The organism is Halomonas cupida, from assembly GCF_900142755.1.
GTDB lineage: Bacteria > Pseudomonadota > Gammaproteobacteria > Pseudomonadales > Halomonadaceae > Halomonas > Halomonas cupida.
The window spans coordinates 157,562-181,486 of sequence record NZ_FRCA01000001.1 but is presented as its reverse complement, the minus strand read 5'-3'; the positions used below and the strand labels follow the sequence as shown (position 1 = coordinate 181,486).

Annotated in this window: 19 protein-coding genes; 18 read left to right on the top strand and 1 reads right to left on the bottom strand. The window is 60.3% G+C overall.

The genetic code is table 11. The features are described from left to right. From BUE38_RS00725 to BUE38_RS00700, 6 genes are all read left to right on the top strand, one after another. The gene (locus BUE38_RS00725) at positions 1–624 is read left to right on the top strand and encodes a chromate transporter (protein ID WP_084541639.1); all 624 of its coding nucleotides are present in this window, start codon (positions 1–3) and stop codon (positions 622–624) included. After that, positions 621–1,151: a chromate transporter gene (locus BUE38_RS00720; protein ID WP_073433119.1), complete on the top strand. Its 531-nt coding sequence runs from the start codon at positions 621–623 to the stop codon at positions 1,149–1,151. The genes BUE38_RS00725 and BUE38_RS00720 overlap by 4 nt, the downstream gene beginning before the upstream one ends. Before the next feature lie 93 nt (positions 1,152–1,244). After that, entirely contained in the window at positions 1,245–2,225 is a 981-nt protein-coding gene (locus BUE38_RS00715) for a Bug family tripartite tricarboxylate transporter substrate binding protein (protein WP_073433118.1), read from the top strand. A 134-nt stretch (positions 2,226–2,359) separates the two neighbouring features. After that, positions 2,360–2,815 (top strand): tripartite tricarboxylate transporter TctB family protein, encoded by a 456-nt coding sequence (locus BUE38_RS00710; RefSeq protein ID WP_073433117.1) that lies wholly within the window; start codon positions 2,360–2,362, stop codon positions 2,813–2,815. 120 nt (positions 2,816–2,935) lie between these two features. Beyond that, positions 2,936–4,435, top strand: coding sequence for a tripartite tricarboxylate transporter permease (locus BUE38_RS00705; RefSeq protein ID WP_200802121.1), 1,500 nt, complete (start codon positions 2,936–2,938; stop codon positions 4,433–4,435). Positions 4,436–4,750: 315 nt separating this feature from the next. Beyond that, positions 4,751–5,335 carry an NAD(P)H-dependent oxidoreductase gene (locus tag BUE38_RS00700; protein ID WP_073433116.1) on the top strand — a complete coding sequence of 195 codons (585 nt, stop codon included), beginning with the start codon at positions 4,751–4,753 and terminating at the stop codon, positions 5,333–5,335. Here BUE38_RS00700 and BUE38_RS00695 read toward each other — a convergent pair. Continuing rightward, the gene (locus BUE38_RS00695) at positions 5,309–6,415 is read right to left on the bottom strand and encodes a LysR family transcriptional regulator (protein ID WP_073433115.1); all 1,107 of its coding nucleotides are present in this window, start codon (positions 6,413–6,415) and stop codon (positions 5,309–5,311) included. The two genes, BUE38_RS00700 and BUE38_RS00695, sit on opposite strands and share 27 nt — an antisense overlap. Before the next feature lie 266 nt (positions 6,416–6,681). On the opposite strand from BUE38_RS00695, the gene BUE38_RS00685 reads away from it, so the two are divergent. The 12 genes from BUE38_RS00685 (at position 6,682) to BUE38_RS00630 (ending at position 23,851) form a co-directional block, all read left to right on the top strand. Next, positions 6,682–7,980, top strand: coding sequence for an efflux RND transporter periplasmic adaptor subunit (locus BUE38_RS00685; RefSeq protein ID WP_159438828.1), 1,299 nt, complete (start codon positions 6,682–6,684; stop codon positions 7,978–7,980). Beyond that, the gene (locus BUE38_RS00680; RefSeq protein ID WP_073433112.1) at positions 7,977–11,144 is read left to right on the top strand and encodes an efflux RND transporter permease subunit; all 3,168 of its coding nucleotides are present in this window, start codon (positions 7,977–7,979) and stop codon (positions 11,142–11,144) included. Before BUE38_RS00685 ends, BUE38_RS00680 begins: the two co-directional genes overlap by 4 nt. A 384-nt stretch (positions 11,145–11,528) precedes the next feature. Then, positions 11,529–12,500 carry a cysteine synthase A gene (cysK, locus tag BUE38_RS00675; protein WP_073433111.1) on the top strand — a complete coding sequence of 324 codons (972 nt, stop codon included), beginning with the start codon at positions 11,529–11,531 and terminating at the stop codon, positions 12,498–12,500. Between the two features lie 155 nt (positions 12,501–12,655). Next, a complete protein-coding gene (locus BUE38_RS00670) occupies positions 12,656–13,498 on the top strand; it encodes an AraC family transcriptional regulator (RefSeq protein ID WP_073433110.1) in 843 nt (280 codons plus the stop codon). Positions 13,499–13,587: 89 nt separating this feature from the next. Then, positions 13,588–14,181, top strand: coding sequence for a LysE family translocator (locus BUE38_RS00665; RefSeq protein ID WP_073433109.1), 594 nt, complete (start codon positions 13,588–13,590; stop codon positions 14,179–14,181). A 250-nt stretch (positions 14,182–14,431) separates the two neighbouring features. Next, complete coding sequence (locus BUE38_RS00660) at positions 14,432–15,316, top strand: LysR family transcriptional regulator (protein WP_073433108.1); 885 nt, start codon at positions 14,432–14,434, stop codon at positions 15,314–15,316. 155 nt (positions 15,317–15,471) lie between these two features. Further along, positions 15,472–18,216, top strand: coding sequence for an aconitate hydratase AcnA (gene acnA / locus BUE38_RS00655; protein ID WP_073433720.1), 2,745 nt, complete (start codon positions 15,472–15,474; stop codon positions 18,214–18,216). 2 nt (positions 18,217–18,218) lie between these two features. Then, entirely contained in the window at positions 18,219–19,274 is a 1,056-nt protein-coding gene (locus BUE38_RS00650; RefSeq protein WP_073433107.1) for a lactonase family protein, read from the top strand. Positions 19,275–19,466: 192 nt separating this feature from the next. Beyond that, positions 19,467–20,456, top strand: coding sequence for a Bug family tripartite tricarboxylate transporter substrate binding protein (locus BUE38_RS00645; RefSeq protein WP_073433106.1), 990 nt, complete (start codon positions 19,467–19,469; stop codon positions 20,454–20,456). 405 nt (positions 20,457–20,861) lie between these two features. Beyond that, the gene (locus BUE38_RS00640; protein WP_073433105.1) at positions 20,862–21,854 is read left to right on the top strand and encodes a Bug family tripartite tricarboxylate transporter substrate binding protein; all 993 of its coding nucleotides are present in this window, start codon (positions 20,862–20,864) and stop codon (positions 21,852–21,854) included. Between the two features lie 18 nt (positions 21,855–21,872). Further along, positions 21,873–22,328 (top strand): tripartite tricarboxylate transporter TctB family protein, encoded by a 456-nt coding sequence (locus BUE38_RS00635; protein ID WP_073433104.1) that lies wholly within the window; start codon positions 21,873–21,875, stop codon positions 22,326–22,328. Further along, positions 22,328–23,851 (top strand): tripartite tricarboxylate transporter permease, encoded by a 1,524-nt coding sequence (locus BUE38_RS00630; RefSeq protein WP_073433103.1) that lies wholly within the window; start codon positions 22,328–22,330, stop codon positions 23,849–23,851. Before BUE38_RS00635 ends, BUE38_RS00630 begins: the two co-directional genes overlap by 1 nt. Positions 23,852–23,925 lie beyond the last annotated feature (74 nt).

Below are 23,925 nucleotides of genomic sequence, written 5' to 3'. Positions count from 1 at the left end.
ATGGCCGATGATTCTTCCGAGACACAGGACCTCAAGGCCCGAGGCCTCAAGCTGCAGGGTCAGCTGTTCATGGCCTTCTTTCGTATCGGCATCTTCGGCTTCGGTGGCGGTCCTTCGATGATTCCGCTGGTTCATCAGGAAGTGGTCAAGCGCCATGCCTGGATGGAGGACGAAGCTTTCGCCGATGTGCTGGCCATCGGCAACACGCTGCCCGGCCCTATTGCCACCAAGATGGCGGGGTACATCGGCTATCGTGTCGGCGGCACCCTGGGGGCGATCAACGCGGTGATTGCCGTTATCGTGCCGCTGATCGTCGCCATGATCGGCCTGCTGGGACTCTATGCCCGCTACGGTGACCAGCGCTGGGTACACGGCATGGGACTGGGTGTGGTGCCGGTGGTGATGGTGATGATGGCCCAGTTGACCTGGGACTTCTTCGCCAAGTCCCGTGCCGGTATGGGCCTGGTGGCCACGCTGGCAACCGGCGCAGCCGCTGCTGTACTTATTCTGGTACTTGGCGTCCATCCAGGACTGGTGATCGGTGCCATTCTGATCGCTGCCCTGCTACGTCCTGATCCCAATCCCGACCGCAAACGCGCACAAGGCGAGGAGTCTGCACCATGATCTACTGGCAGCTGTTCCTCGCGTTCTTCATCCCCAACATCGTCGGCTACGGCGGTGGTCCGGCGATCATTCCGCTGATCGAGAACGAGGTAGTCGGCACCTATGGCTGGATGACACACCAGCAGTTTGCCGAGACTCTGGCTCTCGGCAATGCCCTGCCCAGCCCCATTGCCACCAAGATGGCGGGCTATATCGGCTATGACATCGCCGGTGTCGGCGGCGCCTTCGTCGCTGTGCTCGCTACCGTTGGCCCTTCGCTACTGCTGATGATTGCGGCGCTGGGCACACTGTACCGCTACCGCAACTCGATCAAGGTCAAGTCGATGAGCCAGTGGGTCAGGCCCGTGGTGATGGTGCTGATGGCTGGGCTGACCTGGAATTTCCTGCAGGAAGGCGTCGATACCTCCGGCTGGTTGCACACCTTGATCATTGGCGCAGTGGCAGCGCTGCTGCTGCTGAAGACCCGTGTCCATCCTGCACTGGTGGTGTGCCTTGGCCTCGGCTATGGCGCGCTATTGCTGGGCTGAGCCCAGCGTTCCGCTTCATCCACCCATGACGCAATACCCGCTACACCCCATCAATAACACCTCAACAACAACTCAATAGCGAGGAATCCGACAATGAAACGTGCCGTTACCATAACCACAGCACCCCTCATTACCGGTCTGGGTCTGATCATTGCCAGCCTGGGCCTGGCCTCCACTGCTCAGGCCCAGGAAAACAACTACCCCGACAAGCCGGTGGAATTCATCGTCCCCTGGTCGCCGGGCGGCGGCAGCGATACCCTGATGCGACTGGTCTCGCATCATGCCGAGGAATATCTCGGCGAAGCCATGCCGGTCATCAACATGCCGGGGGTGAGTGGCACAACCGGACTCAAGGAACTGGCTCGCCGTGATGCCGACGGTTACACCGTTGGTCAGGTTCACGAGGGTCTGATGGTTGCTCACCATACCGGCCTGACACCGCAGAACTGGGACGACTTCACGCCGGTGGCCGCGGTTACCCAGTCACCGCAGTATCTGACCGTGCCCGGCGATGGGCCCTATTCCACCTACGAGGAATTCGTCGAGTACGCCAGTGAGCATCCCGGCGAGATCCGCTTCGGCGTGACGCTCGGCGGCGTCCCCCACCTTCACGGCGCGATGATGGAAGACGCCGAAGGCCTGGAGTTCCGCTATGTCGGCTTCGAAGGCACAGGTGAACGTATCCGCGCTCTGGTCGGTGGTCACATCGATGCCGCGATCGGTGATATCTCGTCCAGCGGGGAGTTCGTCAAGAACGGCGACCTGCGCTTCCTCGCCGTCGGCAGCGAGGAGCGTCAGGAAGAGACGCCGGATGTGCCGACCTTCGCCGAGCTGGGGCACCCCGAACTCAAGCTGAACATCGTTCGCGGCATTCTGGCGCCAGCAGGAACCCCCGAGGCCCAGGTCGATACGCTTGCGGCCGCCTTCGAGGCCATGAGCCAGGACCAGAAGTTCGCCGAGGAAGTCCACAATGCCGGTGCCAGTGTGGTCTATGAAGGCCCCGAGGCATTCGCCCAGTACCTCGAAGAGACCAACGCCACCATCGAGCGCCTGGCAGGGAAGCTGGCAAGATGAGTACGCCATCCTCCAGCCGTTCCTCCGCGGAGGAACGGCCCAACTCCCCTACGGGATCTGCTGGGTCTGCTGGGTCTGCTGGGTCTGATAGGCCTGCCAGGTCTGGGGGGCGCGGCGAGCCTGTCGCACACCTGGTGCTGAACGGTATCCTCGCGCTGCTGTTTGCCGGCCTGTTCCTGCGCGCTGGGGAACTGCCATCCTCGATGTGGGAGCCACTCGGCTCCGGCAGTTTCCCGCGCCTGATCCTGGCGATTCTGGTGCTGATCAACCTCGCCATCATGCTCAAGGAGGCCCGCCGCCTGCGTACTCTGCAACCCGGCGAGCCCGGCATGGTCGTGCAATGGCTGCGACGCCATCGTCTGGCCTTCGGCGTGCTGGTACTGCTCGGTGCCTACATCCTCTGCCTGCCCTGGCTGGGCTTCGCATTGGCCTCGCTGTGTTTCCTGCTGGCCGGTCAGTGGCTACTCGGCGCGCGCACTGCCAGAGGTCTGGGCATCGCACTGATCATCGCCCTGTGCTTCTCGTTCGGTATCGACCTGTTGTTCCGCGAGGTCTTCGTCATCAGCCTGCCACGTGGCCTGCTCGGTTGACATGGCCACTCATCGCAGAGCCGATCTTCACAAGGCCATGTATCACAAGATCAGGTATCACAAGATCAGGCCTCACAAGATCAGGCATCACAAGATTAGGCATCACAGAGGAACGTCATCATGATGGATGCCCTGCTGGCCGGCATGGACCAGCTCTTCACGATTTCCACGATGGCCACCATGCTGCTGGGGGTGGTTGCCGGAGTCATCGCCTCGGCGATACCCGGCTTCACCATTACCATGGCCATTGTACTGACCCTGCCCCTGACCTTCGCCATGCCCCCGCTGCAGGGGGTTGCCACCATGCTGGCGGTGTATGTCGGTGGTTATTCCGGTGGCCTGATCTCGGCCGCACTGCTGGGGATTCCCGGTACCCCCTCATCGGTGGCCACTACCTTTGATGCCTTTCCCATGGCCCGTGCCGGCCAGCCTGGCCGCGCTCTGGCGCTGGGCATCTGGGCGTCGTTCTTCGGCGCGCTGATCAGTGCCATTGTGCTGATGGTGGCCGCTCCTCCGCTGGCACTGGTGGCCGTCAAGCTGGGCGCCTGGGAGTATTTCTCGCTGATCATCTTCGCCATGACCGTGGTCGCCAGCCTGGTTGGCAAATCGATGCTCAAGGGCCTGCTCAGCGGACTACTGGGTCTGTTCATTGCCACCGTCGGTTCCGATCCGATGATGGGCGTACCACGCTTCACCTTCGACAGCGACCTGCTTGCCAATGGCTTCCCCTTCCTGGTGGTACTGATCGGCATCTTTGCCGTCAGCCAGCTGATGTCGGAAGTCGAGGATGCCGATGACGTCGCCAGCGGAAGACCGATGATGCCGAAGGAGGTCTCCTTCCGCCCGATGGACGGCATGCGCGAGACACTCAGCTATCCCGTCAACCTGATACGCTCGTCCTTCGTCGGCGTATTCATCGGCGCAGTTCCCGGCGCCGGTGGCAGCATCGCCAACCTGCTCGCCTATGACCAGGCCAGGCGCGCCTCGAAGCATCCCGAAACCTTCGGTACCGGTACCCCCGAAGGCGTGATTGCCTCGGAATCCGGCAATTCGGCGACCTCGGGCGGCGGCCTGATTCCGATGATTGCTCTGGGGATTCCCGGCAGCGCCGTGGATGCCGTGTTGATGGCCTCGCTGATGGTTCATGGCATCGGTGTTGGCCCACGACTGATCCTCGACCACGGCGACCTGGTTTACGGCATGTTCATGGCCATGCTGGTAGCCGCTGCCATGGTGCTGGTGGTATGTCTGTTCAGCATGCGGCTGTTCCTGCGCGTGACCGCCATCCCGCGTTCCATCATCGTGCCGGTGGTGCTGGTGTGCTGCGTGATCGGAGCCTTTGCCCTGAACAATCGGATCACTGATATCTACCTGCTGCTGGGCGTCGGCGCCTTCGGCTATCTTCTCAGCAAGCTCGACTACCCGCTGGCACCACTGGTGCTGGGCGTGATTCTCGGCCCGATTGCCGAGTCCAATCTGCGCCGTGCGCTGATGTCGGACGACAATTGGATGCTGTTCCTCACCCGCCCGATCTCTCTGGCTCTGCTGGTGCTGGCGGCGGTCTCCATCCTGCTTGCCATCCGTCACCACCGCCGTCATCGCACTCCCCAGACGGTCTGACGCCAATGCCGTGACCGGCTCCCGTCGGTCACGGTCCCCACACGCTCCCCACATTCCCATTGATTACCCTCACCAGCGATTACCTTCACCAGCGATTACCCTCACCAGCGATTACCTTCACCAGCGATTACCCTCACCAGCGTAAAGGTGTTTTGCACTCCTGACGCTTGTTCACGGCTTCGGTCTCCGTCAGACTCGCGGCACTATTTAGCCAGCTATCTTTTTTCTTCTGTCTGGCTGACATCTGCGGACGCTCACTGTTCCTGAAATGACGGCGCCCTGCGGAACGACGACTGAATGAGGCACGGAGTCCAAATGAACATCTTACTGATCAATGGTGCCAAGGCTTACGCCCACTCCGGTGGACGCTACAACGACACCCTTCACGATCTGGCCCGAGGCGAGTTGGTGGAGATGGGCCACCAGGTGCAGGAAACCCGCGTTGATGATGGCTATGACGCCGAAACCGAAGTCGAGAAGTGGCTGTGGGCGGATGTGATCATCCATCAGATGCCCGGCTGGTGGATGGGGGCGCCCTGGACGGTCAAGCGCTACCTCGACGAAGTGCTGACCACCGGCCATGGTCGTCTGTATGCCAGCGACGGTCGCTCACGCAAGGACCCCCAGCGCCAGTATGGCAGCGGTGGTCTGTTGCAGGGCCGCCGCTACATGCTGTCACTGACATGGAATGCGCCGCGCGAGGCCTTCGAGGAGCCCGGCAACTTCTTCGACGGCAAGGGTGTCGATGGTGTCTACTTCCCCATGCACAAGGCCCACGAATTCCTGGGCATGAGTGCCCTGCCGACCTTCCTCGCCAACGATGTGATCAAGGCTCCGGATATCGAGGCCCATTGCGACGCATACCGCACTCACCTACGTGAGCTCTTCCACCAGGCTTGAGGCTTCTTCCTGAGCCTGGCCCGCAGGACGCGCCATCAGGTCGTCCAGCGCGCATGGCGTACATTTCATCGATCTCGACGGCACCGGCTCCAGCACGCTGCCGGAAGCCCTTGTCTGGACTGCGGCAGGCGCCTCACGGCGCTTGCCGTACATGCTGTCGAACCCCGGGATGCGTTGTTCCCACATCGGTGGCGATCCTATCGTCTCGCGCATGATGTCCATGAACAGGCGCGTGCGCAGCGGCAGCTGGCGATGGGGGTAGATCATGTTGATGACACCGAAAGGCTCCAGTGGCAGATCGGTCATCAGCGGAATGATCGAGCCATCACGCACATCATTGCCGAGAGCAAAGGCCGGCAGTACGCCAATCCCCATGCCGGCAAGCACACCATTGCGAATCACTTCCACTTCGCTGGTACGGACAAGCGTGTTGAGTTGCTGCTCCTGCACGACACCATTGGCGTCACGATAGCGCAGGAAGTCGACCTGCAGGTCGCGTGACGACCAGGTCAACGCAGGCAGGGATGCCAACTGCTTGAGATCACGCGGTTCGCCGACACGGGCAATGAAATCGGGACTGGCCCCGATCAGCAGATGATTGAGGGCCAGCGGCTGTGCAATCAGATTGGAATCCTCCAGATCACCGACTCGCAGTGCCAGGTCATAGCCTTCGGCAATCAGGTCCACACGCCGCTCCTCCAACTGCAGATCAAACTCCACATCCGGGTACTGGGCGTGAAAGCTGCGCATGGCGTGAAAACCAATACAACGACCCAGCACCCCGGGAGCACTGATCTTGAGGCGCCCACTCAAGCCCTGACCGAGGCTTTCGGCCATGGTCTCGGTGTCATGTATCCACTCGCGCAACGAGCGCCCCTGCTCGACCATGGCCTGTCCGGCCTCGGTCAATGACAACGAGCGAGTCGAGCGATTGATCAGCCTGAGCCCGAGCTCCTGCTCGAGCCGGGCAATGTGTTTCGAGACAACGGATCTATCCATCTCGCGACGCTTGGCAACCTCGGAAAAGCTTCCCAACTCCGCGACTTCCACCAGCATCAGAATGCGACTCGGCGTATCCATCCAGGGCTCCAGTGCAGTTTCGAGCTAGAAATCCCCAACAGCACAGACTCTCCCCTTGAGCCAGGGAAAGGGCTTCGGTGATTCAAGCTGCCATCGGCATTTTTCATTGCGTGCAATCACAGCAACAATCATGTGCGACCGACCGGTCTAATACAACCCTGTTTTCACCCTTACACTGGCTGCCAATCTCCTTCAGGACCATTGCTGCCATGCCAAGCATAGACCTCTTTGCGGATGCGGCCCGATCGCAGTCCTCGGAACCCCTATTGTCTGTTTCCACCCATCCATCCCTGCTCCATACCCCGTCAAAAGCGCAGCGCAGGGGCTTCAGAGCCTGGGCATTGATCGGCATCATGGGCTCACTGAGTCTGGCCCTGAGCGCCTGCCAGCCCAGCCAGGGGGCGGACGATGCGGCGACCACCAGTGCCCCAGTCCCCACCATCGAAGTGGTCGAGGCCGTGCGCCAACCCATCGCCACCTGGCATCAATACACCACTCGCCTGGAGGCTCCCGAGCGCGTCACGGTACGCCCACGGGTCAGTGGCCAGATCGATGAGATCCTGTTCACCGAAGGTGCCAGGGTCGAAGCGGGAGATCTCCTTGTAGCGCTGGATCCGGCGCCCTTCGAGGCACGCATACGTGAGCTCGAGGCACAGTTGGAACGCGGGCGTGCCGAACTTGCCCAGGCTCAGGGCGAGGCCAATCGTGCCAGTCAGCTCATCGAACGCAACCTGATGTCGCGCGAGGAAGCCGAAGCACGACGCGCCAATGCTCGTGGGCTGGGCGCTCAGGTTGCAGCACTGTCGGCACAGCTGGACAGCGCACAACTCGACCTCGACCACTCCCGGATACGCGCCCCGATCAGTGGGCGGATCTCCAACGCTAACCTGACCGAAGGCAATCTGGTAACCAACGGCGAGAGCGTCCTGACCACCCTTGTCAGCACCGCTGCCGTGGACGCCTATTTCGACATCGACGAACGTACCTGGAACCGCGACTTTGCCCAACTGAGTGCCACCAACGATTGGCCGGTGGAGCTGCAACTGTCCGGTCAGGATGGCTTTGCCTACAACGGTCGCCTCGACTTCATCGACAATCGCGTCGATGCGGACACCGGCACCCTGCGCGTGCGTGCTCGTGTCCCGGTCACCGATGGAGCATTGCGCCCGGGCGCCTTTGCCCGTATTCGCATCGCCGCCGCCCGCCAACAGCCTGGCGTGCTGATTCCTGACCGAGCTGTCGGCACTGACCTCGACTCCCGCTTCGTGCTGGTTGTCGACGACACCGGCCAGGTAACCTACCGCTCGGTCACCATTGGCAGTCGCTTTGGCGCCTGGCGTGAAATCACCTCCGGCCTCGAGGGTGGAGAGCAGGTTGTTGCGGCAGGTCCCGCCAAGGTACGCCCGGGCATGGCAGTCGAGGCCAGCCTGGTACCGGGGCCAGACAGTGAAAGCCTGGCTCGTCTGGCGGAGCGCACCAGCCGCCTTGCCGCACAACTCCGCGATACCCCTCCGCTGGCGGCAGATAAAGCCATCATCGCCGCGGACAACAGGGAGCGTTCATGAACCTGTCGAACTTCTTTGTCCGCCGGCCGGTATTCGCTGCGGTCCTGTCCATCCTGATCGTGGTCGCCGGCAGCCTGGCGTTGGTCAAACTGCCGGTGTCGGAATACCCCGAGGTGGTTCCGCCCACGGTAGTGGTGCGCGCCAATTATCCGGGGGCCAACCCGGATGTCATCGCGCGCACGGTGGCAACACCACTGGAGCAGGAAATCACCGGTGTCGAGGGGATGCTGTACCTGGATTCCCAGGCAACTGCCGATGGCAATCTCACCCTGACTGTCACCTTCGCCCTGGGCACCGACCTCGACCAGGCTCAGGTCAATGTCCAGAACCGCGTTGCCAGAGCCACGCCACGCCTGCCGCAGGAGGTTCAGGCGCTGGGGGTCACCACCGAGAAGTCTTCTCCCAACCTGAGCATGGTGGTCCACCTGACCTCGCCGGACGGACGCTATGACCAGCTATGGCTGTCCAACTTTGCCCGGCTGAATCTGCAGGATGATATCGCTCGTCTGGATGGTGTCGGTGACGTGCAGCTGTTCGGCGCCGGTGAATATGCCATGCGCGTGTGGCTTGATCCCGATGCCGTTGCCGCACGAGGTCTGAGTGCCGATGATGTGATCAGCGCACTGCGGGCGCAGAACCAACAGGTTGCCGCGGGAAGCCTCGGCGCCCAGCCCAGTGCTGATCACAGTCAGTTCCAGCAGCTACTCAACGTCAAGGGACGGCTGGAGACACCAGAAGAGTTCCGCAACATCGTCATTCGTGTCGATGACAACGGCCGTATTACCCGCCTTGGTGATGTGGCCCGTGTCGAGCTGGGTGCCGATCAGTATGCCCTGCGCGCGCAGTTGGATGGCTTCGATGCCGTGGCCATGCCGATCTTCCAGCGACCGGGCTCGAACGCTATCGCCCTGTCGGATGCCGTTCGTACCTACATGGCCGAGGCTCAGCAACGCTTCCCGGACGGCGTCAGCTACGACATCGTCTATGACCCCACGGTATTCGTCCGCGGCTCCATCGAGGCGGTCGTCCATACCCTGGTGGAAGCCATCATGCTGGTCGTCGTGGTGGTGGTTCTGTTCCTGCAGACCTGGCGTGCCTCGCTGATCCCGCTGATTGCCGTGCCGGTTTCGCTGATCGGTACCTTCGCCGTCATGCAGTTGTTGGGGGTGTCGATCAACACCCTGTCGTTGTTCGGTCTGGTACTGGCCATCGGCATCGTGGTTGATGACGCCATCGTGGTGGTGGAGAACGTCGAGCGCAACATCGAGCTGGGCCACTCGCCGTACGAGGCAACTCGCATCGCCATGTCCGAGGTGACTGGTCCGATCATTGCCATTGCGCTGGTACTGACGGCGGTCTTTGTACCTACCGCCTTCATCAGCGGGCTGAGTGGACAGTTCTATCAGCAGTTCGCGCTGACTATCACCATCTCGACGCTGATTTCGGCATTCAACTCACTGACGCTGTCCCCAGCGCTCGCGGCCCTGTTGCTCAAGCCCCATGATGCCCCGCCCGATCGGCTCACCCGTATCATCAATACCGTGTTCGGCAGTTGGCTGTTCAGTCCCTTCAATCGGGTATTTTCTGCCCTGTCACGCGGCTACACCGGGCTGATCAAGCGTCTGCTGCGCTTTGGCATTGTCGTCGGTGTGGTATATCTCGGGCTGTTGCTGCTCACGGTCAAGGTGTTCGATGCCGTACCCGGTGGTTTCATCCCATCCCAGGACAAGCAATACCTGGTAGCCATGGCGCAGCTCCCGGATGCGGCCAGTCTCGAGCGCACCAGCGAGGTTATCGATGAAGTGCAGAGTATCGCTCTGGACACGCCAGGGGTAACCCACACCGTTGCCTTCCCCGGCCTCTCGGTGAATGGCTTCGTCAATGCATCGAACTCAGGCATCGTCTTCACGACGCTGGATTCCTTTGCGGAGCGGCAGTCGCCCGAGCTCTCCGCCAACGCCATTGCCGCGGAACTCAATGCTCGCTTCTCGACCATCGATGAGGCCTTTGTCGCGGTATTCCCGCCACCGCCGATTCTGGGCCTGGGCACCACCGGTGGCTTCAAGCTGCAACTCGAGGACCGCGGTAACCAGGGATTCGAGGGCCTGTTCAACGCCGTGCAGCAGGTGGTCGATGCCAGCCAGCAGGACCCACGCCTGACCAGTGTCTATTCGAGCTTCCGTATCCAGGTACCGCAGTTCGATATCGATGTCGACCGTGAACAGGCCATGTTGATGCGTGTGCCGCTGGACAAGGTGTTCGACACCTTGCAGGTCTACATGGGCTCACTCTACGTCAATGACATCAACCGCTTTGGCCGTACCTATCAGGTCCGTGCCCAGGCTGATGCCGCCTGGCGACTCGACCCCGAATCCATTCGGCAGCTCAAGGTGGCCAGCACTGATGGGCGCATGATTCCACTGGGTAGCTTCGTCTCTATCACCCCGACCACAGGGCCGGATCGGGTCATGCACTACAACACCTTCGTCAGTGCTGACATCAATGGCTCCCCGGCGCCGGGGGTATCGAGCGATCAGGCCAAACAGGCCATCGAGGAGATTCTCGCCGCGCAGCTCCCGGAGGGAATCGACTACGAGTGGACGGAGGTCACCTATCAGCAGGAGCTGGCCGGCAACACCATGGTGTATATCTTCCCGCTGGTCGTGTTGTTGGTGTTCCTGGTGCTGGCCGCCCAGTACGAAAGCTGGTCGCTGCCCTTCTCGATCATCCTGATCGTGCCCATGACGCTGCTGTCGGCCATGGCGGGCGTCTGGCTCAGCCAGGGGGACAACAATATCTTCACTCGAATCGGGTTGATCGTGCTGGTCGCGTTGGCCTGCAAGAACGCCATTCTATTGGTGGAGTTCGCTCGTGAACGCCAGAAGAGTGGCGAATCCCGTGTTCAGGCCGTGCTCACCGCGTGCCGGCTGCGCCTGAGACCGATCCTGATGACTTCCGTGGCATTCTCCGCCGGTGTTATCCCGCTGATGCTGGCCACCGGCGCGGGCAGCGAGATGCGCCAGGCCATGGGGGTGGCAGTGTTCTACGGCATGATCGGTGTCACTGTATTCGGCCTGCTGCTGACACCACTGTTCTACGTTGGTGTGCGACGCCTGGTGGAGCGACGGCGCCATCGAGTAGAACCGGTCGAAGTTGCCGCCTGAACCAATGAGCCTGACATACTGACTTGCGATTGGTATGCCGATCGAAAAGCGGTATGCCAGGCTATTAACATGGCAATCAAATAGCTCATCCTGATCGATTTGATTGTCGTCCGCACCACACTGGCGCAGATGCGCGGATCTGCTGGTGGGGTGCGGCCTCGCGTCGGCCTGATGGCCGACGGCGACACGTCCCTGTGCCGCCATTAACCCAACATGAAAGCATGCCGGGTTAATATCACCATATCCCCGGAGCCCCTCATACATCGCGGATCGAGTGCAGATATCTCGTTGATACTCAGGCATGATGAGGACCGGTTTCACTTGTCCATGCGCAGCTACTGGTCACAGTTGGCTGCGTAGGCCGCATTCGGAAAGGAGCATGATATGGCGCGTATCTACGACGATAATTCCCGCTCCATCGGCAATACGCCGCTGGTCCGCCTCAACCGAGTCAACAACGGTGCCACGATCTGGGCCAAGATCGAAGGTCGTAATCCGGCCTATTCCGTCAAGTGTCGCATCGGTGCATCGATGATCCATGAAGCCGAGAAGAGCGGCCAGCTCAAGCCCGGCATGACCATCATCGAGCCCACCAGTGGCAACACCGGTATCGCCCTGGCCTATGTGGCGGCCGCCCGTGGTTATGGGCTGCTGTTGACCATGCCGGCCTCGATGAGCCTGGAGCGGCGCAAGGTACTCAAGGCGCTGGGCGCGGAATTGATTCTGACCGAGCCTGCCAAGGGCATGCCTGGCGCCATCGCCGAGGCGGAAGCCGTTGCTCAATCGGACCCTGACAAGTACTTCATGCCCCAGCAATTCAGCAACCCGGCCAACCCGATGATTCACGAGACCACCACGGGGCCGGAGATCTGGGAAGATACCGATGGCGAAGTTGAGGTCTTCGTCTCCGGCGTCGGCACTGGCGGCACTCTGACCGGGGTATCACGCTACATCAAGCAGACCCGGGGCAAGGCGATCACCACAGTGGCCGTGGAGCCGACAGCCTCACCGATCATCACCCAGGCCATGGCAGGTGAAGAACTGACTCCCGCGCCCCACAAGATCCAGGGCATCGGCGCAGGCTTCGTCCCTGACAACCTCGATCTGTCGCTGGTGGATCGTGTCGAACAGGTATCCAACGAGGATGCCATGGAAATGGCACACCGACTGATGCGCGAGGAAGGCATCCTCGGTGGCATCTCCTGCGGCGCAGCGGTCGTTGCTGCGGTACGAATCTCGCAGTTGCCGGAATTCCGCTCGAAGAACATCGTGGTCATTCTGCCCGACAGTGCCGAGCGCTACCTGAGCTCCGCCCTCTTCGAAGGCATGTTCAGCGAGCAGGAACTGCAACAGTAAGGCTCCCGTAACAGGCGCGGACGATGTCACAAATGTTCTAGTCTGTGCTCCTGGCATAGTGCCATGCTGACCAACACAGGATTACCAACCAACCTCCCAAGCCAACGACCACCATTGGTCGTTGGCTCCCTGGTGGTGTCAGGAGTTCGTTAGCCATGGCCAAGTCCGATTGGGTCGACCTGCAACAGGACAGTGACACCGGCATCGAGACCATTCGTGCGCATTTCGATGGTCATGCCTACGACCCCCACTGGCACGACAGCTACCTGGTCGGTGTCACCGAACAGGGTGTGCAGCAATTCCACTGCCGTCGCTCACGTCACAGCAGCACGCCCGGGCGTCTCGTGCTGGTTGAGCCGGGGGAAGTCCATGATGGCCATGCAGCAACCGACGCTGGCTTCACCTACTCCATGCTCTACCTTTCTCCCCAGTGGCTGGACAACGAGCTTCGTCACCAGAGTGATGCCGCTCCCGCCACGCTCTATCCCGGCTTCAACAGCACTCTGGCCGATGATCCCAGTCTGGCGATACAGATTCATCGCAGCATCGATGCACTGCGTCACCAGCCCTGGCGCATCATGCGAGACACTGCGTTGGATAGTCTGGTGCAGGGGTTATTGCCCCATATCGGCTGGAAGCCCCGCCAGCTCGGCCAACCTCACCACCCGGCCATTGCAGCGCGTGCACGGGACTACCTGCACGCCCATATCGAGCAGGACATCAGCCTGCATGAGCTTGCCGACGCCTGCGGAGTGGATCGCTTCAGGCTGTCTCGCACCTTCAAGACGGCCTATGGCCTTGCACCTCATGCCTACCTGGTCCAGCTACGTCTCAACCAGGCACGCAAGCGCCTCGCCGCCGGCCAGTTGCCCATCGATGTCGCTCACCAACTCGGCTTTGCCGACCAGAGTCACCTCGGTCGCTGGTTCCGCCGTGCCTACAGACTGACACCGGCGCAGTATCGACGCCAATGCCTGACAGGCTCTCAGGCACACTGATTCTGCTTCAATCCTTTCTGCTCAAACCTTCCAGACTCATCACCCGCCACCAGCGACACTCGTGACATCACCATCACGAGGCTCTCGACATGCAACAGTGGCTCCCCTACACACTCTTTACACTGGCCATCACCTTCAGCCCCGGCCCCATCAATCTGTTGGTCATGGCCAAGGCAGGTCAGTCCGGCTGGCGTGCTACCGCACCAGCCATCCTCGCGGCCTGTACTACGGCAGCACTCACCATCGTGCTGGCAGGGCTGGGCATGGCCAGCCTGATGATCAGCGCGCCACTGGTGCCGATCCTGCTGTCATGGGTCGGTGTCATCTGGCTGAGCTGGATGGCGTGGCGTCTGGCCACGGCGAAGACCACAACATCGGCCAGCGCCGAACAGGGCATTTCTTTGACCGGTCTGAAGGCCTCCGGCCTACAGTTGATCAACCCCAAAGGCTGGATGATGGCCTTGACCGCGGTCACCGTGTTCGCCGGCAGCGACGCGACGCCGACGACCATTGCCACCATGGCCACGGTATTCCTGTGCCTGGCGCTGCTGGGCACCTCGAGTTGGGCCTTGATGGGAATCAGCAGTCGCAGATTACTGACCACGTCCAGTCGCATGAGGGTATTCAACCTGGTGATGGCCGTCGCATTGATCGCTGTTGCCTGGTGGAGCGTGTTGAGATGATGTCAGGTATCTCCGTGAAGAGGGATTCGAGCACCCCTGAGCAAGTCAGGCCCCTCCGCCCAATGTTCGATATCAGGATCGTAATCATGATCCGAGAAGACCTCTCCGTGCTGGATCGGATCATCAAGGGGCCAGACAACATGGCTGAATTCGGCTGAAGACTACCCCCCGCGCGCCAACAGCGTTTGATTCAGCTATATCAACGTGTTATCTGTTCCCTAACCCATTGACTACCCGAGTGCCCTGCACCATGCGCTTCGATCTCACTTCCCTTCAGATATTCCTCTGTGTCGCCGAGGAAAAGAGCCTGACCAGAGCTTCGAAGCGGGCCCACTTAGCGCTGTCGGCCATCAGCAAACGTATCGCCGAACTGGAGCATCGCGTCGGCTCGCCACTGTTCACGCGTTATCCACGTGGTGTAGAGCTGACGCCTGCTGGACAATCGATGCTCACCCATGCCCGCCAGGTGTTCGAAGCGCTCTATCGCATGGAAAACGAGCTGGGGGACTACTCTGAAGGAATCAAGGGACAGGTTCAGCTACACGCGACCACCTCGGCGCTGGCCCAGTTCCTGCCCGCAGAAATCAAGACCTTCACCACTCAGTTCCCCGGCGTCAAACTGGATATCGAGGAACGAGTCGGTGCTGCCATCGTCAGGGCTCTCAATGACGGCCGTGCCGAGGTGGGAGTGTTCGCCAGCCATACGCCGGCTCCGGATCTCGAGACCTTCGCCTGGCGCAGCGATGAGATATGCCTGGCCGTACCAGTCAACCATGATCTAAGTGATCGTGAAGCCGTGCGCTTCTCCGAGGTGCTGCGTCACGAGTTGATTGCCTCGCACGCTGAAAGCGCGCTCTATGCGCTGATCACTCAGGAAGCCGAGAAGCTCGGCATGACGCCTACCGTCAAGGTCCGCGTCAGCAGTTTCGACTGCATGTGTCAGTTGGTGGCAGGCGGCCTCGGCGTTGCCCTTCTGCCTCGTCATGTGATCCGTATCTATGCCCACTCCATTGGTATCACCGATGTGCCTCTCGATGAGCCCTGGGCAATTCGCAACCTGCGCATCGGGGTCAAGGATTTCCGCCAGTTGTCACCGACAGCCCGCGCCTTTGTCGAGCATCTACGTGCCTCCTGAGCGGCTGCCCACAGCCTGAGCAGAAAGCGCCAACAAACAGCTTGAATGTCCGCCTTCTCTCGTGGCGAACCCATCCTTGCCCAAGCTTCAATTTTCGCTACCACCCTCCGGGCGTATCGTGCAATCAAGCCGCCACTACGATGCTCGAGGGCCAGATGTCTGTCACCACACAACAAGCACGACAACAACCGTCACCACGCACTCTGCGTATTGCCGGCCAGGATTACCACTACATTGACCTGAGCGACCTGGTGAAGTCGCAACAGCTGGAACAGATGCCCTATTCGCTGCGCCTTCTGCTGGAAAACGTCGCGCGCCGATCACCCGACAACCTGCCTAACCTGCTGGCGTTTCTCGCCGGGACTTCCTCCAGTGGCGAAGTGAACTACTACCCCAACCGCCTGATGTTTCACGATACCACTTGCCTGCCTGCACTGGCGGACTTCGCCGGCCTGCGTGATGCCGTTCATGAACTGGGCGGCAAGGCCGAGAACATCAATCCATCGATCCCTGCAGTACTGGCCATTGACCACTCGGTGATCGTCGAGGAGTTCGACCATCCCGATGCTCTCGCGCGCAATCTCGACATCGACTTTCGCCGCAACGCCGAACGTTATCGTTTCATCAAGTGGGCCGAGCGCAGCCTCGACAACTTCAGTGTTGTACCGCCCGGTACCGGGATCATCCATCAAGTCAATATGGAGTCGCTGGCCCAGGTGGTGTGGACGCATGAAGATGATCAGGGGCGTCAGTGGATTCACCCCGACAACATGGTGGCCACGGATAGTCACACACCGATGATCAATGCGCTTGGCATTCTGGCCTGGGGTGTCGGAGGTCTCGAAGGTCAGGCAGCGATGCTGGGTGAACCGGTGACGCTGACGCTTCCTGAAGTCATTGGCATACGCCTGACAGGACGCCTTTCGCCTACGGTCACCGCCATGGACCTGGCGTTGCATATTGCCGAGCTGCTGCGTGCCGAGGGTGTCGTCGGTAAGTTCGTCGAGTTCTGTGGCCCGGGACTTTCCTGCTTGAGCTGGGCGGCCCGTGGCACTGTCGCCAACATGGCTCCGGAATACGGCGCTACCGTGATGTTCTTCCCCTTCGACGACATCACCATGGATTATCTGGAGCTGAGTGGACGTTCACCGGAACTGCGTGAACAGGTAGCAACCTATCTGGAGAAGCAAGGACTCTGGCGTCGCGATGAGTCACCGGAACCACACTTCACCCGCTGTCTGGACCTGGATCTGACGGCCATAGAAGCCAGTGTCGCCGGCCCACATCAGCCCCATGAACGTCACGCCCTGAACCAGCTTTCCCCCTCTTGGCGCAATAGCGCTCACCCGTCAAGCAACCTGCTTGCCACCAGCCGCCATGCTGACCTGGCCGGCAACGTCCCGGATTGGGCCTGGCAACTCGATCACGGTGCTGTTGCCATCGCTGCCATTACCAGTTGCACCAATACCGCCAATCCGGCTGAGATGATCCAGGCAGGTCTACTGGCCCGCCGCGCCCGGCAGCGCGGCCTGACGCGCCGCCCCTGGGTCAAGACATCACTGTCACCGGGTTCACGCATTGTTGGCGATTATCTCGAGGCAGCGGAATTACAGGCTGACTTCGATGCCATTGGCTTCGCCGTCACCGGGTTCGGCTGCATGACCTGTATCGGCAACTCCGGTGGTCTGATCCCGGAAGTTGATCAACTGGTACGCAATGGTCTGGATGCGGTCGCCGTGCTATCGGGCAATCGCAATTTCCAGGGGCGCGTCAATCCGATACTGTCATCCGGGTATCTCATGTCCCCGGCACTTGTCGTTGCCTATGCGCTGGCAGGCGATGTCACCATCGATATCACCAGAGAACCTCTATGCCATGACGCCGCAGGCAAGCCGGTATACCTCCATGAGCTGATGCCAGACGATGATGAAGTCGAAAGACTGGTACGTAAGGTAGTGGTGCCCGAGGCCTTTTCCCGGCGCAACGCTACTCTGTGGGATGGCACTGACCATTGGCGGCAACTCGATGCCAGCGGAAGTCTGCGTTTCGATTGGGCACCAGACTCCACCTATCTACGTCGCCCACGCTATCTCGAGTCAGTGGCACGATCCCCTCGTCACACACTGTCCATTGCCAGTGCAAGAGTGATCATGCAGCTTGGAGACAATGTCACCACCGATCACATTTCTCCTGCCGGGGCGATACCTGCGGATAGCCTGGCGGGACGCTATCTGCTCGAGCACGGCGAATCTGCTGGGGACCTCAACCAGTACTCCACACGCCGCAGCAATCACGAAGTCATGTTGCGTGGAGCATTCACCAACTCGCGGGTGGACAACCAGCTCCCCGGCACCAGTAGTGGAGGCAAGGGCGTCTGGGCCAGACCCCTGAATCAGTCCAGTCCCGAAATCCTCTACGAGGCCGCTCAGAGCTATGTTGCGGCAGACATCCCGCTGGTGGTGGTCGCCGGGATCAACTACGGGGCGGGCTCCAGTCGTGATTGGGCAGCCAAGGCTCAGTCTCTGCTGGGCGTGCGTGCAGTGATTGCCCAGAGCTTTGAGCGCATTCACCGCAGCAATCTGATCGGCATGGGCATCCTTCCATTGCGCCTGCCTGACGGTAGTACCCCGACAAGTCTGTCTCTCGACGGTGAAGAGCGATTGGATATCGACGTGCCGGAGCAGCTCAGTCTGGGCATCAATCGGGTCCACCTGCGGGTCCTGCGCAATGAGACAATCCATGAATTCCTTCTTGATCTGCAGATCGACTCGGATCAGGAGCTGCGCTATCTGTGGCACGGCGGCATTCTTCCCTACGTTGTGCGAAAACAGGCTGGGGCGTCGCAGGGCTCGTCCCCCATGCCATCGCCCGCCACACCCTCACCAATTTCAGGAGCTTGACCATGCTGGCTTTCATCGGCTGTCGAACCACACAACGTCGACGGGCACGCGGCAAGGGTATCAGTGTCTACCATGTGAGCCAGGATGGCCGGGCATGGGAGCTACTGCAATGTCTGGAAGGGCTGGTGAATCCTTCCTGGCTGTTGCTGAATCGACGCGGAGACCGTCTCTATTGCATTCATGGTGATCGCAGCGACATCAGCGCCTTTTCCGTGCACCCCGTGAGTGGCGAACTGCGTTTGCTGAATCAGGTCAGTACAGGGGGGGCCAACCCTGTGCATATGGCGCTCTCCCATAATGAGCACTTCATCGTCGTATCCAACCATATCTCCAGTTCACTGGCAGTCATCGCCCTCGAGGATGATGGCCGTCTCAGGGGCGTGGTCGACCTGGTGGAACTCTCCGGCGATGTGGGACCTCACCGCATCGAACAGCCGTTCTCCAAGCCCCACGCCAATCCATTCACCGCCGACGGACGATTCGTTATTGTCCCGGACAAGGGTCTGGACCGTACCTTTGTATTCGCCTTCGATGATCAGCGAGGTCGCCTGACACCCTGCCCCGAGCTCACTGTCACGGCACGCGAAGGAGCAGGCCCCCGACATATCGATTTCCATCCATCGGGGGGGCTGGCCTTTATCGTCAATGAGCTGGACTCGACGCTCACCGCCTACCGCTTTGACTCAGAGACCGCTCGCCTGACCCCTTATCAGGTCTGCCCCAGCGTCTCGCCCTTCCATACCGGAAACAACCGAGCCGCAGGCATTGCAGTATCACCGTCGGGCAAGCATGTACTGGTCACCAACCGTGGTGAGAACAGTATCAGCGTGTACCGCCTCGACCCCACCAATCAACAACTGCACTACAGCCATACCCTCGCATCGGGTGGTTCGACACCTCGTTTCATCGGTTTCGATCCCCATGGTCGCTTGCATGTCGCCAACGAGGACAGCGACTCCCTGTGCATTCTTGATGGATCGTCACTGGATACGCTGACAGCTCCACTGTGTGAGATATCAACCCCAAGTCCCGTCTGTGTGGCGTTCCGTATGGACTGAGCTCTTTCTGACCCGCATTCGTTGCCGTTGACGAATCCCGCAACGGCACTCCTGGACGACTGTGACCCCCTGGTGGATCGCACGGATGCCCCTGTGCCTCAACCACCGAGTCTGAACCACCGTGCCTCAACCTCAGGCTGTTCGTCGATGACTTGATGTTCAGCAACAACAAGTACAACTGGAGTCAACGCCATGCATCACGCTTCAATCATTGCACTCTCACTGGCCACCTTCGGTCTGTCATCAACCACTTTCGGAGCTGAACCCCCGACCTCGCGGCTGGAATGCATCGCACCAGCCGACCCCGGCGGCGGCTGGGACTTCACCTGCCGCCAGTTCGCCACGGTGCTTCGCCAGTTGGGTATCTTGGATGCCAGTATGCAGACCATCAACATGGCGGGGGCTGCTGGTGGCGTGGCCTACGCTCACGTGGCGAGTAAACGAGAAGGCAACGATGGCCTGATCGTCGCCGCCTCATCCTCGAACGCCACACGTCTGGCACAGCAACAGTATCCCGGCCTCGATGTTGATGATGTGGCCTGGCTGGGTACTCTCGGCGCCGACTATGCGGCCCTGGCTGTATCAACGGACTCGCCCTGGCAGGAGCTTGCTGACATCACCGATGCTCTTCAGGAAGACATCAAGGCAGTCAGCTTTTCCGGCGGTAGCGGCCCTCTGGGCTGGGACCAGTTGAACATGCTGCGTGTCCTTGCCGATGCAGAGGTGACATCTCTGGACAAGGTGACCTACCTCGATTTCAACAACGGCGCCAGCGCCATCACTCAGGTACTGGGCCACCATCTGGACGTAGTGGTCGGCGACATTTCAGAGGTCAAGAGCTTTGTCGACAGTGGGGATCTACGTGTGCTGGCGGTACTCGCAGAGGAACGATTGCCTGCCCCTCTGGATGGTTTTCCTACCGCCCGAGAACAGGGCGTGGACGTGGTAGCGCCAAACTGGCGTGGTTTCTACGCTCCTGCGGGACTCAGCGCGGATGACCGGCAGTTCTGGGAGCAAGCAATCCGCCGAGTGTATGAAAGTGATCAGTGGCAGGAAATCATGGCTCGCAACGGAATGACGCCCTTCCAACTGAGTGGCGAACAATTCGAGAGCTTTCTCCACGACCAGATCGCTTCGCTGGAAACCACCATGGAACAGTTGCGCTCAACCAACAACCAGTGATCACGAGGACCTTACCCGGTGACCTTGATCTCCGGATTATTGCGGTTCAGGGCTGCCCCAACTCATGGTTACAAGGGCGGCCTTCTTGCGCCTCCGCTCTCGTAGAACTGCTGGGTGTTTGCTCGCTCAATCGAGATAGCAGACGTCCTGGACAAAGGTCATATACGATCCAGCAAGTGAAGATATTGTTCTTTATAAACAATGAATTGAAACCCTACTCAAACGAGAAAGATCAGCTTTCCGGATAAGCAATTCTCGTCTCCACCGCACAACTCTAGTCTGTTCATTACCTTGAGCTCTCGTCATATCAACCATGGCAGCCAGGGGATGCCCGTTGTCGATGAATTGACTCCTCTGCATCGTGATTGCCGGGGGTCAATAAACACAATAATCAGGAAACCACTCATGCGCATTTCCACTTCCCGCATTTCTGTCTCCATTGCCGCTGTGCTGGCTTGCACATCTCTCACCGCCCACGCTTTTGAACCGGGCTCGGGTGCCGAGTGTATAGCACCATCAGACCCCGGCGGTGGCTGGGATTTCACCTGCCGAACCGGCGGTCAGGTGCTTGCCGACCTCGACCTGGTTCCAGGTAACGTCCAGACCATCAACATGGCCGGTGCAGGTGGTGGCGTTGCTTATGCTCATGTGGTTGCCAAGCGAGAGGGAGATGAGAACCTCATCATTGCAGCCTCCACCGCCGTGCCAACGCGCCTTGCCCAGGGACAGTTCCCCGGCATGACCATGGATATGGTGCGCTGGATCGGCACTGTTGGCTCCGACTACGGCGTCATCGCCGTGACCGATGATTCGCCGTACCAGAACCTTGAGGAGCTGATGGATGCCATCAAGGAAGATCCACGAGCAGTGAAATTCGCCGGCGCCAGCGCCAAGGGTGGCTGGGATCACCTCAAGGCTCTGATCGCCGCCCGAGCCGCCGGTGTCGATACGCTGCGCGAGATCCCTTATCTCTCCTACAACAATGGTGGCGAAGCGTTGACCCAAGTGGTTGGAGGGCACCTGGACGCCTTCACCGGTGACATTTCCGAAGCCCGCGGGTTCTGGGAATCCGGTGACCTGCGCATCCTCGCCGTACTGGCTCCGGAGCGCCTGCCTGGCGACTTCTCCTCGATCCCCACCGCTCGTGAACAGGGCGTCGATGCTATTGGGCCCAACTGGCGCGGCTTCTACATGCCCGCCGGTATCAGCGATGAGGCTTACGAGTATTGGGTCGATGCTGTCGAAACCCTTTACGAGAGCGACGAGTGGAAGGACGTGATGGCAACGAATGGCCTGATGCCGTTCCACTACAGCGGTGAGGAATTCAAGGAGTTCATGGCTCAGCAGGTCGAAGACATCCGCGAATTGTCCGCCGAACTCGGAATGGTCGCCCAGTAATCAGGAATACCACCCCATATGATCTATAACGACCGCATAGCGGGAATACTGCTTATCGTCCTGGCCGTCGCGTACGGCTGGGGCGCCAGTCAGTTTCCTGAACCTTTCGGAGGAGGCTCGGAGGCCATTGGCCCCGAGACCTTTCCCTACATGCTTGCGACAACCCTCGGGCTGGCAAGTCTTTACCTGATCATCCGTCCGGACCCCGACAACGCCTGGCCCTGGAGTCGCACCGGGATTGAGCTGATCGTTGCCATCCTGGTGCTGACGCTCTATGCCGCTCTGCTCGAGCCGTTGGGCTTCATTCTCAGCACCACCCTGGCTGTCGGTACGCTTTGCTGGCGCATGGGTGCTCGTCCGCTCAAGGGCTTCCTGACTGGAGCCATCGCCGGCATCGTGGTGTTCGTCGTATTCAGCTATGCCCTGGACCTGGCTCTACCGCTGGGCCTGCTTTCACCGCTGGAGACCAACTGATGGAAACCCTGGGATTTCTGATGGATGGCTTCGCCGTCGCTCTGGCCCCCGAGAACTTGCTCTTTGGCTTGCTCGGGGCGATTCTCGGTACCCTGATCGGCGCCCTGCCCGGCCTTGGTCCGGCCAATGGCGTAGCGATCCTGATTCCACTGGCCTTCAGCCTGGGGCTGGCTCCAGAGACCGCCCTGATCATGCTGACCGCAGTCTATGCCGGCGCCATGTATGGCGGACGCATCTCGTCGATTCTGCTCAATATTCCGGGCGACGAACCAGCCATGATGACATGCCTTGATGGCTATCCCATGGCACGCAACGGCAAGGCCGCGGAAGCGCTGGCCATCTCCGCCATCGCTTCGTTCATCGGCAGCCTGATCGCTACCATTGGCTTGATTCTGCTTGCCCCCGTGCTGGCTGATTTTGCTCTTACCTTCGGCCCTGCAGAGTATTTCGCCCTGTTCCTGCTGGCCTTCGCCACCCTGGGTGGCATTACCGGCAAGAACCCGATCAAGACTGTCGTCGCCGCTTGTCTGGGGCTGATGATTGCGACCATGGGCATCGATAATACTGGAGTGCAGCGCTATACCTTCGGCATTCTTGAACTCTACGAGGGAGTGGACTTCATCATCGCCATTGTTGGCCTGTTTGCCATTTCCGAGTTGCTGACCTTCATCGAGAATCGTGCAGGGAAGGGACACCAGACCATCAAGGTCAATAAGCTGTCGCTGAAGTGGGCCGATATTCGCGGCATCCTGCCATCGAGCCTTCGCGGCGGTGTACTGGGCTTTATTGCCGGTGTACTGCCCGGCGCCGGCGCTTCGCTCGGCAGTTTCATCGGTTACACCATGGAAAAGAAGGCCGTGGGCAGTAAAGGCTATTTCGGCTCGGGTGATCCAAGAGGTGTAGCGGCTCCGGAAGCCGGCAACAATGGAGCTTCCAGTGGCGCCCTGGTGCCCATGTTGACCCTGGGCGTTCCCGGCAGTGGTACCACTGCCGTCCTTCTGGCCCTGCTGATCTCGCTGAACATTACTCCAGGACCGCTGATGTTCACCCAGAATGCAGACATCGTCTGGGGAGTCATCGCCGCTCTGCTGATCGGCAACTTCCTGCTGCTGTTGCTCAACATTCCTCTGGTGGGCATCTTCGTCAAACTGCTGTCCGTACCACCGATGTATCTGCTGCCGATCGTAACCATGGTGGCCTTCGTCGGCATCTACTCGATCAGCAATACCACCTTCGACCTCTACTTCATGACGGCCTTTGGCGTAGCGGGATACGTTCTGCGCAAGCTCGAGATTCCACTGGTCCCGATCATCCTCGGTCTACTGCTGGGTCCGGAAATGGAGAAAAACCTGCGCCATGCGTTGGATATCTCCGACGGCGACTGGGCCATTCTGTGGAACAGCGGCCTGGCCATCGGTCTCTGGGCTTTTGCGGCGGCGGGTCTGATCCTGCCCTATATCGTCGGCCCGGTGCTACGACGTCGAATGCGTGCCGCCAACCCCGAAGCTGCTACCGGCGACTGAGCAGTAACAGATCAATGAGATCGCGCCTGGTTCTCCGGGCGTGTTGCCTTCCTCTCCAGCCCTTGTGGAGCCAT